The sequence below is a fragment of the Nostoc sp. NMS2 genome (assembly GCF_017115105.1).
Classification (GTDB): domain Bacteria; phylum Cyanobacteriota; class Cyanobacteriia; order Cyanobacteriales; family Nostocaceae; genus Nostoc.
The window spans coordinates 36,472-51,250 of sequence record NZ_JABXKH010000181.1; the positions used below are offsets into that span (position 1 = coordinate 36,472).

General features: G+C 41.8%; 12 protein-coding genes. 8 read left to right on the top strand and 4 right to left on the bottom strand.

Annotated elements, in window-relative coordinates; translation table 11 throughout:
- Positions 1 to 38 precede the first annotated feature (38 nt).
- Positions 39 to 1,340, bottom strand: a complete 1,302-nt coding sequence (locus HWQ36_RS34040) for an adenylate/guanylate cyclase domain-containing protein (RefSeq protein ID WP_292711532.1) — start codon at positions 1,338 to 1,340, stop codon at positions 39 to 41.
- Between the two features lie 172 nt (positions 1,341 to 1,512).
- On the opposite strand from HWQ36_RS34040, the gene HWQ36_RS34045 reads away from it, so the two are divergent.
- Entirely contained in the window at positions 1,513 to 3,111 is a 1,599-nt protein-coding gene (locus tag HWQ36_RS34045) for a DEAD/DEAH box helicase family protein (protein WP_292711534.1), read from the top strand.
- Positions 3,041 to 4,255, top strand: a complete 1,215-nt coding sequence (locus tag HWQ36_RS34050; RefSeq protein ID WP_292711537.1) for a DUF790 family protein — start codon at positions 3,041 to 3,043, stop codon at positions 4,253 to 4,255. Before HWQ36_RS34045 ends, HWQ36_RS34050 begins: the two co-directional genes overlap by 71 nt.
- A gap of 262 nt (positions 4,256 to 4,517) precedes the next feature.
- Here HWQ36_RS34050 and HWQ36_RS34055 read toward each other — a convergent pair whose 3' ends face one another.
- Positions 4,518 to 5,024 carry a pentapeptide repeat-containing protein gene (locus tag HWQ36_RS34055; RefSeq protein ID WP_292711539.1) on the bottom strand — a complete coding sequence of 169 codons (507 nt, stop codon included), beginning with the start codon at positions 5,022 to 5,024 and terminating at the stop codon, positions 4,518 to 4,520.
- Positions 5,025 to 5,150: 126 nt separating this feature from the next.
- A complete protein-coding gene (locus HWQ36_RS34060) occupies positions 5,151 to 6,671 on the bottom strand; it encodes an LCP family protein (RefSeq protein WP_292711542.1) in 1,521 nt (506 codons plus the stop codon).
- A 115-nt stretch (positions 6,672 to 6,786) separates the two neighbouring features.
- On the opposite strand from HWQ36_RS34060, the gene HWQ36_RS34065 reads away from it, so the two are divergent.
- The 5 genes from HWQ36_RS34065 (at position 6,787) to HWQ36_RS34085 (ending at position 12,390) form a co-directional block, all read left to right on the top strand.
- Complete coding sequence (locus tag HWQ36_RS34065) at positions 6,787 to 7,851, top strand: mannose-1-phosphate guanylyltransferase (RefSeq protein WP_292711545.1); 1,065 nt, start codon at positions 6,787 to 6,789, stop codon at positions 7,849 to 7,851.
- 78 nt (positions 7,852 to 7,929) lie between these two features.
- Complete coding sequence (gene yidD / locus HWQ36_RS34070) at positions 7,930 to 8,217, top strand: membrane protein insertion efficiency factor YidD (protein WP_292711548.1); 288 nt, start codon at positions 7,930 to 7,932, stop codon at positions 8,215 to 8,217.
- Positions 8,218 to 8,247: 30 nt separating this feature from the next.
- On the top strand, positions 8,248 to 9,894 hold the full coding sequence (locus HWQ36_RS34075; protein ID WP_292711552.1) for an AarF/ABC1/UbiB kinase family protein: 1,647 nt from the start codon (positions 8,248 to 8,250) through the stop codon (positions 9,892 to 9,894).
- A gap of 680 nt (positions 9,895 to 10,574) precedes the next feature.
- Positions 10,575 to 11,555 carry an ATP-binding cassette domain-containing protein gene (locus tag HWQ36_RS34080; protein ID WP_292711555.1) on the top strand — a complete coding sequence of 327 codons (981 nt, stop codon included), beginning with the start codon at positions 10,575 to 10,577 and terminating at the stop codon, positions 11,553 to 11,555.
- A gap of 46 nt (positions 11,556 to 11,601) precedes the next feature.
- The gene (locus HWQ36_RS34085) at positions 11,602 to 12,390 is read left to right on the top strand and encodes an ABC-2 family transporter protein (protein ID WP_292711557.1); all 789 of its coding nucleotides are present in this window, start codon (positions 11,602 to 11,604) and stop codon (positions 12,388 to 12,390) included.
- A gap of 346 nt (positions 12,391 to 12,736) precedes the next feature.
- Here HWQ36_RS34085 and HWQ36_RS34090 read toward each other — a convergent pair whose 3' ends face one another.
- Positions 12,737 to 14,599, bottom strand: a complete 1,863-nt coding sequence (locus HWQ36_RS34090) for a serine/threonine-protein kinase (RefSeq protein WP_292711560.1) — start codon at positions 14,597 to 14,599, stop codon at positions 12,737 to 12,739.
- Here HWQ36_RS34090 and HWQ36_RS34095 point away from each other — a divergent pair.
- The coding region (locus HWQ36_RS34095) for a hypothetical protein (protein WP_292711562.1) at positions 14,598 to 14,779 on the top strand (182 nt) is incomplete at its 3' end. The genes HWQ36_RS34090 and HWQ36_RS34095 overlap by 2 nt on opposite strands.

The window sequence follows — 14,779 nt, forward strand, 5'->3', positions numbered from 1 at the left end:
TTTTGATTTTTGAATATCCGTCAAAAAGCATAGGCAGTTTAAGTTTTTAAATTAATTTCTTTGAGGATATAAGTCATCATTTCTCCTTTGCCCTTAACCTGAATCAAACCTCGTTTCTCCAATAAGTATTTATCTTTTAAAAGCTGATAAGTTACTTCACAAACCTGGATACTACCTGCTATCCCATGTGATTCCATTCTACTCGCAGTATTTACTGTATCTCCCCAGAGGTCGTAGGCAAACTTTTTCAGCCCAATCACCCCCGCCACAACTGGCCCTGTACTAATGCCAATACGGATGCGAAATAATTGGTTGTTTTCTGTATTGAAAATAGCTATCGCCTTTTGCATATCCAACGCCATATTAGCTATTGCTGAAGCATGGTCATTAGACTGATTTGGCAATCCGGCAACAGCCATATATGCGTCGCCAATAGTCTTGATTTTCTCTATGCCGTGAAGTTCTGCTAATTGGTCGAACAAACAGAATATTGTATTTAATAACTCGACTAATTCCGCAGGAGATGTCCGAGTTGAAAGCTCTGTAAAACCGACAATATCGGCAAATAGTACTGTAACTTCTAGAAAACTATCAGCAATAGTTGTAGGCTGTTGTTTTAATTGTTCTGCAATCATCCCTGGCAGAATATTTAGTAACAGCCGTTCCGATTTTTGCTGCGCCAGTTCCATTGCTTTCCGGGCGTAAAATTCTTTTTTTCGCAAGCGTTCGTATAAGAATACAGAGAATACACAAATTATGCAAGTCCAAAAGAAGTATAATCCTTGTTCAGCATAAAAAGCTGATGGATTTTTTAATATGGGATTATACAAGAGATATAAGGTGAAATAGCAAATTATTGTTCCGAGTTGAGATATTAAATGCATCCACCATTGGACTGGTATAATTGTAGCCTGAGTGAGAAACATCAGAGTCCAAATATTGCTTCTAGGTTCCAGATTATTAAACAGCAAAGCTATATCAATTTGGACAACACAAGTTACAACCCAGCATAAACTCAAAAAAATTAAATCAGGATGGCGACGACCGATAGGAGTTTTACATAAACCCCAACAAATAAGTGTGAATAATTCTACTATAATCCCAATTTTAAAAGCGAATATCTTGTCTTCCAGGTGTGAATTTGCCCAAAGGAAAAAAGCGATTAAAGTCAAGCCAGCTAACAGTATAATCTGCGCCTGCAATTCCAGCCGTTTTAGCATAAAGCTCTGTCGCTGTTCTTTATACGATTCGGCAAGGTTATTGTTCGTTTGCCGATGGGACATTCCGTGACTAATGAGCGCATCTAGTTGGGTTTTGTCCGAGTTAATTGGATGAATCATGCACTTTTTACGTTATTAGTAATCAATGGACTAAGAATTTTAGATTTTAAATACTTCGACTTACCTCGGCTCCGCTCGGCATAAGTCGCTCAGTACAAGTTTTGGATTTTAGATTGGAATTTAATCCAAAATCTAAAATTGAATTGCCCAATGCCCTGTTTGCTCAATAATTATGGCTCGTACCCCTACACTAAATTTTGATCGTGGCACATTAGTTTTACATCCACCACCACGCGGCAAAGGTTGGATGGATTATGCTACGTGGGATGATAGAGTTGAAAAATTCCGTATTCCAGCAATTAGATACCGATCGCTAGTGGAAGCACTACAAGCGGAAGATGTGAATTTTGTCGATGAGGCCAAGCAATTTTATCCTATAGATTTGGTTCCCACTCTGGAAATGGAACCCTATCCCCACCAGACTGAGGCGCTAGCAGCTTGGAAACTGGCGGGTAGGCAGGGAGTCGTTGTGCTTCCCACGGCGGCGGGAAAGACTTATTTGGCGCAAATGGCGATGCAGTCAACGCCACGGACGACGCTGATTGTAGTGCCAACTTTAGATTTAATGCATCAGTGGTACGCACATTTGGTAGCGGCTTTCCCTGATGCTGAGGTGGGATTATTGGGGGGTGGTTCGCGAGATCGAACAGCTATCTTAGTTGCAACTTATGATAGTGCCGCAATTCACGCCGAAACCTTGGGAAATAAATATGCGTTGATTGTTTTTGATGAATGTCATCATTTACCGACAGATTTTAATCGGGTGATTGCTGAATATGCGATCGCACCTTATCGCTTAGGACTCTCTGCTACACCAGAACGCACTGATGGTAAACACGCTGATTTAAATATCCTTATTGGTGAAGAAGTATATCGCAAACGCGCCGAAGATTTAGCGGGGAAGGCTTTAGCAGAACATGAAATTGTCCAAATTAAGGTAAAGTTATCGCAACTGGAGCGAGAAAGATACAACCAGTTAATTCAAACCCGCAACGACTTTTTGAAGCAATCGAAGATTTCTTTGGGGAGTCTGCAAGGTTGGCAAATGTTCGTGCAAATGAGTGCTAGATCGCAATCGGGACGGAGAGCTATGTTAGCACATCGAGAAGCGAAAGATATCGCTTTGGGTACTGATGGGAAGTTGCGAATTTTGATTAATTTATTGGCAGAACATTATCCGGCACGAATTTTAATTTTTACTGCTGATAATGCGACAGTTTACCGCATTTCTCAAGAGTTGCTAATTCCGGCAATTACTCATCAAACTCCTGTGAAGGAACGGCATGAGATATTAACCAAGTTTCGAGAGGGGAAATATAATACTTTGGTTGCTTCTCATGTGTTGAATGAAGGGGTTGATGTGCCGGCGGCAACTGTTGCAATTATTTTATCGGGGACGGGTTCGGCTAGGGAGTATACTCAGCGATTGGGAAGGATTTTACGGAAGGGAAATATTGAGAATAAGCAGGCGATTTTGTATGAGGTGGTGGCGGAGGATACGAGTGAAGAGGGGACTTCGGCTAGGCGAAGAGGGGAGAGGAATAACGAACCGCCAAGCCGCCAAGGACGCAGAGAGGAGAAGAAGGGGAAGTTGCAGGTTGTTTATGGGAGTGGGAAGGAACGGAGTTTGAAGGCTGCGGAACAGTTAGAAATTAATTATTCAACCCAAAATCCAAAATCTAAAATCCAAAATTCAGCAGATGTTACCGACAGATTTACTGATGCATCGCCAAAACGGGGAGGAGATCATTCCGAAGAGATTGAAGATTGATCAAAAAACTTCGGAGTTGGCGATTGAGTTAATTAATTATTTTCAATCAGCAGTGGGGAAGACTCAAGGTGTGCTTGAGCGACAACTGACTGATTTTGAAGGAGATTCTACAGATTATCGGGTGAAGCGGGGATTGGCTTATATTCTCAAAAGCAGTTTTTGCACTTTTGAGGTGGTTAGTCCTTTGGAACCACAAATGTTAAGAGAACGGGTGTTTTCGTTGGCTGCAAAGTCTGTTTCTAGTCGGGAATCAACACAAGTTACTCTGAGTAAAGTTGCTGATGAGTTAACTCAAGAACTTGAGCGGGAAGTTTTATTAGAACAGGTTCGGAATGGACTATATGCTGATTTATCTGAAAATAAAATTTTGACTGTTTTTGATGCACCAACAGCGCCAGATTTGTTAAATAGATATAACTTATCTCAGGTGCAGGGCGTGTTTTATAAGGCCAGTCAACTGGTGTTAAATGCTCACCGCAATGTTCCGGGTGAATATAAGCTGTTATTTCGCTATCTGAAGTTGTTTCAATTGATGGCTTATATTGAAGGTGATGCTGACCACGGGTTTACCATTACCATTGACGGGCCGACGAGTTTGTTTAATCCTAGTACGCGATATGGGTTAGCGATCGCTAAACTTATTCCCGCTTTACTTCACGTTACTAAATGGAGTCTTTCGTCCATTCTCCAAACCCGCGATGCTTATACAAATACTTGGAAAACTGGACGTTTCACCCTCAATTCTGAATGTGGTTTGGTATCCCACTATCCACCAGGGAAGCCCTACGATAGTATGTTAGAAGCATCTTTTGCTGATAAATGGGATGCGTTGAAAAGTGGTTGGGCGTTAGAACGAGAAGTTGATTTAATACCAATTCCTGGTAGTGTGATGATTCCCGATTTTCGCTTGGTGCATTCTGATGGACGCACTTTCTTATTAGAAATTGTTGGTTATTGGCGACCAGAATATTTACAAAAAAAGTTTTCTCAGGTGCGACGAGCTGAACGTGATGATTTGATTTTGGCAATTTCTGAGCGACTTAATTTAGAAAAGGCGGGAGTAAAATTAAATGATGTCCCCGCCAGAATTGTTTGGTTTAAAGATAAGTTATTGCCGAAAGCTGTGTTATCTGTGATGGATTAATTAAGGGGAGTGGGGATTAGGGATGGGAGCATCCACTTTTGGCGGATTGCCCTCAGACTAGAAGTCTGGGGCTATACAAACCAAACCCGCCTTCGCGGGTTTCAGAGAGTCCGCGAAGGCGGACTTCGTTTGTGTAGCCGCGATTTCCAATCGCCCGGTGTTTCTTCCAAAAGTGGATGCTCCCTTAGGGATCGGATATTGAAAATTAAGCATAGAAAAGCTAGTGGTCTATCGCATTAATTTTGATGGGTTGTGAGATTATTTACTTACACCCCAAACTATCTCGTGTTGACATACCCGTAACCGGATTTACCCCATCTGCCCTTTCACACAGCAGCGACACTTGATAACGGTCAATCAAAGCATCGGTAAAATCAGCACCAGTGACATCAGCATCAAAAAAGCGGCTGCGGGTTAAAGTTGCTTCAGTAAAGATGGCATTTTTCAGGTTAGCACCATCCATAGTGGCGCGATCGACTAAAGCGCCGCTTAAGTTCGCGTCTTCCAAATTTGCTTTTAACAAAACTCCTTTAGTAAGAATTGCGTTGGTTAAATTCGCTCCTTGGAAATTTGTCCCCCGCATTTCTGCTGCGACAAAAGTCACACCTGCTAAATCAGCATTAGAGAAATCACGATTTTCTAAATTTATATTGTTGTAGTTAATTGTGTTTAGTTGAGCAAAAGCCGGTTTGGGATTAAGTATTATCCAGCAGAATGCTAGTATCAGAATTACAATCAAACCTAAAAATCGCAGTAAAATCTTTTTCATAACTTTATTATTTATCCTTCGTCCTTTGTCATTAGTCCTTTGTCCTTTGTCCTCTGTTAGTTAACAATGACTAATGACTAATGACTAATGACTAATGACTAATGACTAATGACTAATGACCAATGACTATTTCCAATCTTTACCAATCCGAATTGTGAGGTCAGATTCTAAATCACCAATCGCTGACACCTCAATTTGACCCAAGCCTAAGACTTTTTGCAAATCAACACCAACTCGCCGATTGCCTTTTTGGACAATAATCTGAGTTTGACGTTGGGTATCTGGCCAATCAGGCACTTTGTAAATATTAGTAAAGCCTTTCTGTTTCAGATAAGCAATAACTTTTTCAGTTAGCTGAGGTTGATTTGAGGCATTTTGAATAGCAATTTTGAGGTTAGGAACCTGACGCATATCTGGTTTCAGACCAGGTACATTTACCCCAACATAATCATTCAAGAGGCTCTGTTGTCCAGTCATATTTAGCCAATAGCTATCAGGGTCTTTGCTAAAACGGCTAAACGTACCAGGCAGCACCGTCATTTGGAAATTATCTCGATCTAGGTTGAGGCCAAAGTTCACCAACGCCATCATTTCTTCCATCTTCAGGTTGGTATCAAAATATTTTCGCATTAAGCGAGTTAATTGAGGCAACCGAGGTAAGATGGTAGGACTATTTAAGCGTTGCAGCAATGCTGCTGTTAGTGCTTGCTGACGCTGCACTCTCGGCAAATCTCCCAAACCTGGTTCGCGGAACCGGATAAACTGTTCTGCTTGTTCGCCGTTGAGGGTTTGCCAGCCACTGACTAAATTAATTGACAGCCGACTGCTGGAGTCTTTATACGTCATTGATTGGGGAACAAAAACCTCTACCCCGCCTAACTGATCGACTAACTGCCGTAAGCCGCTAGTAGAAATACGAATATAGCGATCGATTGGGGCGTTGTTTAAGGTACGGCTAACTACCCGTGCTGCCAAGACTGGGCCGCCTTTGGCATTGGCATCAGATACCTTAGTTAATCCCTTTTCTCCCTTTTCTGGGATGGCAATCATCGTATCTTTAGGAATGGAAAGCACCCGTACAGATTTTTCACTAGGGTTAAGCCTTACTAACAGCATGGAGTCGCTTTTGCCAGCAAAGCTTTCTGGTGAACCATCAACAGTACCGTTAACTGGTTCAATCCCCATAATTAAGATATTCATGGGTCGTGAAAGCTGATACTGGGAAAGTTTGCTCCACAACTCCCCTGGTAGCGGTATTTTTAACTCGTCTTTAGCATTAGTTCCTAAATCTTCATCTGTTCGATCGAGGTTGCTCCACAAAGGAGTCCACAGTGCTAACGTCGAAACTAGCAGCCCAGATAAGATGATGCCGATGACAACCGTCATGATCCACAGCAACCAACGAGGCATGGTTAAGCCCAGTCTCTCGTAAAGCTGATTGGGAATCGCGCCCACAGATTCGACGACGCTACGGTTCGGATTTGCTGGCTGGTTTAGTTCGACATCCTCCTCCTCTGAGTCGGCTACTGGTGCAGGCGTTACCTGATTTTCCGTGCGTTGAATTTGCTGCGATCGCACCTCAGTTTCAAATTCTACTACTTGCTGAGATGTAACCGGATTTTCCGACCATTCGACTTGTTTTATCACAATTATCTCCCCACTCAACCACTCCCTAAAAGTATGTTAATCCAAGCTACAGATATTGCCAGTGGAAAGGCTCACTGTAAACTTATAATGTTCTTCGGTAGGCGTGTATGACAACATGAATACTTTATTGTTCCCCGTAATTCTGGCAGGTGGTAAAGGTGAACGTTTTTGGCCCCTAAGCCGCAAAGACCGACCTAAGCAATTTTTAAGTCTTGATGGTAGCTCTAGAAGTCTATTACAAGCAACCGCCGATCGATTGATTGAACTCGGTGGCGGGTGGGATTCCTTGTGGGTTATCACTTCTAGTCAGATAGCTGAAGGCGTAAGACAACAACTACCCGATTTACCAGTTGAAAACTTGCTGATTGAATCGGAAGGCAGAGACACTGCCGCAGCCGTTGCTTGGACAAGTTTAGAAATCAAACAGCGCTATGGAGAAGACGCTGTTATTGGCTTTTTCCCTGCTGACCACTGGATTGCTGACGAAGAAGCGTTTGCCCACACATTAAGCGCGGCTACGCAACTGGCAGCAAGCACAGCAGCGATCGTTACACTGGGGATCAAGCCTACTTTTCCATCAACCGGTTACGGCTACATTGAACAAGGTGAAAAGATAGGTAGCTTCAATGAGTTGCCAGCTTATCACGTCAACCGCTTTACTGAAAAGCCCGACCGCGAAACGGCAGAGACTTTTTTATCTACGGGACGTTTTAGCTGGAATAGTGGAATGTTCGTTTTTCGGGCGGGGGTTGTTCTCAAGGAACTACATACCCATGCTCCAGAAATTATCGAACCTTTAGAACAACATGGTCCTGATATCTATCCCCAGTTGCCTAAGAAGAGTATAGACTATGCCTTAATGGAAAAGACAACTCTAGCATACGTTTTGCCAGTTGATTTTGGTTGGGATGATTTAGGAGATTGGAATGCGATCGAGCGGTTACTCAAAACAGAAGAGAATCCCAATGTAGAACTCGCTACCCACGTAGGGCTAGATACGCAGGGGGCGATTATTTATGCCTCAAATCCAGAGGATGTAGTTGTTACAATTGGTTTAGAGGATGTGGTGATTGTGCGCGATCGCAATGTCACTCTCGTTGTCAAGAAAGAACGTACCCAGGAAATTAAGCAGATCCTTAAAATTCTCCAAAGCGATTCCCGATTTACTGACCTGCTATAAAAGTTAGAACCCTTGGCAGAGGCTAAAAAGTCTATTTTCCCATTATAACTTGACTGTCTGTTCTTTTATCTGACAGCTATGGACATTATTAGCTTTGATCCTCTCGCCAAGACAATGGCCATCAAGTCTATTACAGCCTATCAAAAATATATTTCTCCTTCCAAAGGATTTAGTTGTTCCCATCGCTTATTACACGGTGGGGATTCCTGCTCTAATTACGTCAAACAAATGCTGAGTGAACAGAAACTCCACGAAGCCGTACAATCATCCATAAAAAGATTCCAAGACTGTGGCGCAGCTAGCAAAACTTTAAAAGCTAGAGCCAACCTCGGTTGTATTGTCATTCCCTGCTGCTTACCTCTTTAACTCCCTGCGTCTTTGCAGTTATTTACAAAAATGTTCCTCACTCAAACTGTTCCCCGTCAACGAGAAATTCTGGAAGTATTCCTTCGCAATGGCTGGGACTATATGCGAAGGTTGCTTACTGGTGGCAAAGCTGATGAACCCCAGCTACCTACACCTGCGGTTTTAAAAAATATCCTAGTAGATTTGGGGCCAGTTTATGTTAAACTCGGGCAGCTACTTTCTACCCGTCCAGATTTACTCAGCGCCTCCTACATTGAGGAACTATCAACTTTACAAGATGAAGTACCGCCAGTCCCTTGGTCAGAGATAGAAATAATCCTTCGCAAAGAATTAAAACGTCCACTAGCAGAAACCTTTAGCACAGTTAACCCGATCCCAGTAGCGGCGGGATCAATTGCCCAGACACATCGTGCTACATTAGCGGACGGTCGAGAAGTTGCTCTAAAAGTGCAACGTCCGGGAATTGATCTGACTATTGCCCAAGATATTGCTTTAATTCAAGGTATTGCCGATTTAGTGGCGCGGACTGAGTTTGGGCAAACCTACGAAATCAAATCCATCGCTGAAGAATTTACCAAAGCCTTAGAAGCCGAGTTGGATTTTACACGGGAAGCGGGTTTTACAGACCAACTGCGGCGCAACTTATCTAAAAGTCGCTGGTTTGATCCTACGCAAATAGTGGTTGCGGAGATTAACTGGGAATTGACCACAGAAAAATTACTGGTGATGGAATGGTTAGATGGAGTACCATTCCTGGCGGCGGATTTGGACAACAATAATAATGGGAAAGACCCTACTGTAGAGCGTAAAGAAATAACTACTTTGTTATTTCGGGTATTTTTTCAGCAACTATATATTGATGGCTTTTTTCACGCCGATCCCCATCCAGGAAACTTGTTTTATCTCAAAGATGGGCGGGTTGCTCTGTTAGACTGTGGCATGGTGGGAAGACTCGATCCCCGTACACAGCAGATATTAACAGAAATGTTGTTAGCGATCGTTGATTTAGATGCTCAAAGATGCGCCCAATTAACTTTACAGTTATCAGATTCTGCTCAACCAGTTATTTTATCACGGTTAGAAAATGATTACGATCGCATGTTGCGAAAGTATCACAATGTCAGCTTAACGCAAATAAACTTCAGTCAGATAATTTATGAAGTTTTACAAGTTGCGCGTAACAATAAAATTAGATTACCTAGCAATATGGGATTGTATGCCAAAACCCTAGCGAATTTAGAGGGTGTGGCGCGGACATTCAACCCAGAGCTTAATTTTTTCGATGAAGTTAAACCATTAATTACAGACTTGTTTCGGCGGCAACTATTGGGCGATAATCCAGTGCGATCGCTATTACGAACAGCCTTAGATATTAAAAGTCTCTCTCTGCAATCTCCTCGCCAAATAGAACTGCTCTTAGACCGAGTTACCTCAGAAACCTTACAGTGGAATCTATCGCTGCGAGGTTTAGATGGCGTGCGGCGCACAATGGACGATGCCGCTAACCGACTCTCTTTTAGTATACTGGTGGGTTCGCTGATTATGGGTGCAGCAATTATTTCCACGAGAGCGCAGACAAGTCAGCTATCTTTTTTAAGCACCATCCTGTTTGCCGTTGCTAGTTTATTGGGTTTGTGGTTAATTATCAGTACACTGCGATCGGGACGTTTGCGGTAAAACCATTTTAGATTTTGAATTTTGGATTTTGGATTGAAGGAAAAATCTCAAATCTAAAATTGAATGACTTCTGCTATAAACAGCGCCAAACACAAATGATTTGTGTGTGTTTACCTGTGTAAGTAAGTGGGTGTAAATAATTAAAGGTTTGTAGTAAAGGCTTCAGCCCTTACAGGAAGCTATTTAGTTGATTTAATATTACGTAAAATAGTTTTATTTATTCTTGCCCACTTACTTATCGCTCTTTCATCACTCTCAGAAAACAATAATCGAAGCAGAAAACTGAAACTATGACTAAATCAAGATTTGAGGCTTTATTTTCTAATATAAATTCAAAAATGTAGCCGAAACCTGGAAAGTGAAGTCTCGTAAGCCTTGCAGCAATTTCTTTCTCCAAGAGTGATAGAAGAGCGTTATAGCAATTCCCAGTTAAGTGAGGTACAGATAATATTTTGAAACGCAAAGGGACGCAAAGTAAAGCGCAAAGGTACGCAGAGATTTGTACCTCAGCAGACTAGGAAACGCTATATATAGGACTCGTATTTGATTTTTGAAAAAACTCAGTACATATCTATTCCCTTCTTTCCTGTTCCCTATTCCCTATTCCCTATTCCCTCCCTACGCAAGTAAGTTCAGTAATCAAATAGGAATTCTATAACTGTGTTTCTAATATAGAAAATATGTCAATCATCGTTGCTGAAAATCTGAGTAAATCTTATCCAGTGGCGGTTAAAAGTCCGGGTATTAAAGGTACAATCACCCACCTTTTCCGCCGCACCTACCGCTCAATAAAAGCAGTTCAGGATGTTTCCTTTGAAATTGCCCCTGGTGAAGTAGTGGGGTTTTTAGGCCCAAATGGTGCAGGCAAAACCACCACACTAAAAATGCTCACGGGGTTGATTCATCCTTCTAGCGGTACAGTCAAAGTTGCTGGACAAATTCCGTTTCATCGTCAAGAAGCATTTTTGCAAAAAATTACCTTGGTGATGGGGCAAAAGCAGCAGCTAATTTGGGACTTACCAGCGCTGGATTCTTTGAGAATTAATGCTGCTGTATACAACATCTCTGATAAAGAGTTCCAACGACGGGTAGGAGAATTAACAGAGATGCTTTCTCTAGAAGGCAAACTTAACCAGCCAGTACGAAAGCTATCTTTGGGTGAACGGATGAAAGCAGAACTGCTAGCAGCACTTTTGCACCGTCCCCACGTATTATTCTTAGATGAACCGACTCTGGGACTAGATGTAAATGCTCAAGTGGCGGTACGCGATTTTTTGCGCGACTACAATCAGCGTTATCAAGCTACAGTGCTGTTAACGAGTCATTACATGGCTGATATTACAGCTTTGTGTCAACGAGTGTTGGTGATTCACCAAGGAAGCCTGATGTATGACGGTAGTTTAGATGGACTACTAGAACGTTTTGCTCCTTACCGGGAAGTCCACATAGAGTTAGCCCAACCCCTACCGATAGAAAAACTTATGACTTATGGAGATGTGCAACTCTTAGAAGGGCGATCGGTTCATTTTATGGTATCTAGAGAGGCGCTCACCCGTACAGTATCGAAAATTTTGACTGATTTAGAGGTAATTGATTTAACTGTCACTGAACCGCCTGTAGAAGAAGTAATTGGCCGAGTTTTTCAGGCAGGTGTTGTGTAGCGATCGCTGCCAGAAATAGAGTTGCCAAGGGGAGAATGCACTATAAATGAAAAAGATGATTAGAAAAGCCATAACTTTGCTGTCAGTATACTACGCCTATATGGTTGAGTATCGAGCAGAACTAATCTTATGGGTTTTGGCTGGATCTTTGCCGATTATCCTCATGGGTATCTGGATACAGGCAGCACAAGGCGGGCAGTTTGGGCTATCACCTGTGGATTTTGCCCGTTACTTTATTACGGTTTTCATCGTTAGACAATTCACGGTTGTTTGGGTAATTTGGGACTTTGAAAAAGAGGTTGTAGAAGGCAAGCTTTCGCCCAAGTTACTACAACCACTTGACCCAGTATGGCATCATGTTGCAGGGCATATTTCTGAAAGATTTGCTCGGCTAACGTTTGCTTTTTTATTAGTAGCATTATTTTTTCTTCTTTATTCCCAAGCTTTTTGGGTACCAAGTTTGAGTAGATTTTTGCTGTTTACATTGGCAGTGGCGCTAGCTTTTGTTTTGCGGTTTACGATTCAGTACACCTTTGCTATGTTCGCCTTTTGGACAGAACGGGCTAGTGCTTTAGAAAATTTTTGGTTGTTGTTTTATCTATTTTTATCTGGTTTGATAGCACCTTTAGAGATTTTTCCAGAACCTGTGCGGAAAATAGTGATGTTTACGCCTTTTCCCTATTTAATTGATTTTCCTGCAAGTCTTTTGGTAGGGCTACCTGTGGATATAGGGCGAGGATTTTGGTCAATGTCTGGTTGGATATTAGTGTTTTTGGGTGCGAATCGCTTTCTTTGGCGTGCGGGTTTGAAGAGGTATTCTGGGATGGGAGCTTAAATAAGCTAACATTCAAGAAAAAAATCCCATCCAATGATTTGGCTAAGTACAGCTTTGCGTCAAACCGTGCAGAATTGAGGATGATGGAGCGCAGAGAGTACGCAAAGGTTTTATGTGTGGCAATTTTTTCGCTACGAATTTATAAAATCATCTACTAAGTTGAGGAAGTTTGAATAAGCTAATGAGCATTCGAGTTGCATAACCAGGGCGCTCATGTTGCCCACCCCACAAGATATTGAGAAAATTTTAATATGCTTTAGCCATAGGGGATGTAGATGACCATAGTTTTAGTTTATGGCTAAAGTGGCGATATATATGATGGGCTAAACCTATACATTCATATACTTTATAAATTACTTGGTATCGTCTTAAACTTTTCTGCCGTACCTAAAGAATAATCTTCTAACTTAAAATCAGCAAAAGGTTTCTTTTCTAACCTATCCCGTAGCGCTTCATCGAGAATTACACCTGCGGATTTCTTTTTAACACCAATAATTATAATACTTGTCTGATATTTAGTTAAATCCTGAATTGTCTGACAATCACTCCGTTGAAATTGTCCCAAATTTAATATTCTATAACCTTTGACGGTTGGTGTATTAATAAATATTTTTTTTACTAAAAATTGAATTTGTTTAGAACGTTCTAAAGCAATTCGCTGTTGAACTGCTATATTACCCTTACAAGAAGCTGTACCTACAGAGATAATTTCACTGGGTTCATCCATTATCTTTTGTATCCCTTCTTGTTCTAAGTTCAACTTTAAAAGGTCTATACTAATAATTTCATCATTATATTTAAGTTGAAAATTGCTACCTAAAAGCCATTTATATTCTAGTGATAAAACAGCTATATTAAATTCGGCTCTCCTCCCCTGGCTATCTCTACCTTCTTGATAAGAAAAATAATCGATATTACCTTTTTTTTCGGGAGATTGCCCATAATTTGACTTCACAGTAAATTTTGAGTTTCGCGTTGCTAAAGCCACTATACTAAGTAATCCTAATATCACTAGTAACCCTGCAAAAAATTTCAGTAGTGGTACTTCTTCTGGCTCTTTCTGTGGGGATGATAAAGTTTTAGGAATTGGCGGGGACAACTGCTCTGTGTTCAAATCGATTACTAAATTAATATTTTCAGGATTAGGTTCTGTTAGCTGGGTTTCAACAACAGAGGCAGGAGGAATACTATTTTCTGGTTCCTGCTCCGACCACAAAACGCTTGGCTCTGAATCCTCCACTTCTGCAAGTGGCAGAGGTTTAGGTGGGGTTGAATCGTCATCTGAGCAGAACTTTTTGCCTTCTTCAATTTGTTCTAGGCGCTGCAAAATTTCTTGGGCATTAGCAGGACGCTTTTTTATATCTGCTGCTGTCAGCCAATCAATTAAATTCAATAGTAAGGGTGAGATATCGATGGCATGATTTTGCCAGTGCAATACATTTTGTTGAACATCATACATATCTAAGGGATGGTGTCCCGTTAGCAAAAATATAAAGGTGCGTCCCAAGGCAAAAAAATCTGATTGCGGTACTGCTTGACCATTCATTTGTTCTGGAGCGCTGTAGCCAGATGACATAAGTGCTGTCATCCCGTCACCATTGCTAAGTTGGTCTGGTTCGGTTCTGTCAATTTCAGTGGCTGTGCCAAAATCAATCAGTACCAAATCTCCCCAATCCTTCCCAAGGGGGGATCTAATCATGATATTAGATGGCTTAATATCCCGATGTAGGTATTGTTTACCATGCACTAAATCCAAAATTTCCACTAATTGTTTTAACCAAGTTACAGCTTGTTCTTCGGAAATGGGGCGATTCTGCTGTAGCCACTGTACTAAGTTGTACCCATCGATTTTTTCCATTGCAATGCAATGTAACACTAAACCATTTCGGGTTTGATACTGAAAGTAACTATCTTCTTTGGGAATGCCGGGATGCTTGAGTTGTTCCAACACAGTTACTTCGTGCTGAAATAGTTTTACTGCTTTGGTGTTGCCTGATAAATCCTCTTTGAGTATTTTGAGGATTTTAGGGGTATCTTGTTCGCATGCTTCATAAACTTTACTAAACCCTGTTTTGTCACTCAACAGGCACGTCACCCGATAACGCCCTAGCAATTCCAAATGGGAACCACAACTTTGACAAAAGCGGTTTTGTTCATTATTATTTGGGTGATTTGGTGTAGGGCAAACGGGATTGATACAAAGGCTCATGAGTGGGGAATGGGGAGATGAGGGAGATGGGGGAGATGGGGGAGATGGGGGAGATGGGGGAGATGAGGGAGATGAGGGAGATGAGGGAGATGAGGGAGATGAGGGAGATGAGGAGCAGGGAGCAAGGGAGAAGAGTTTTCCCCCTGCCCCCCGCCCCTCTGCCTCTTTTCCATGCCCCAT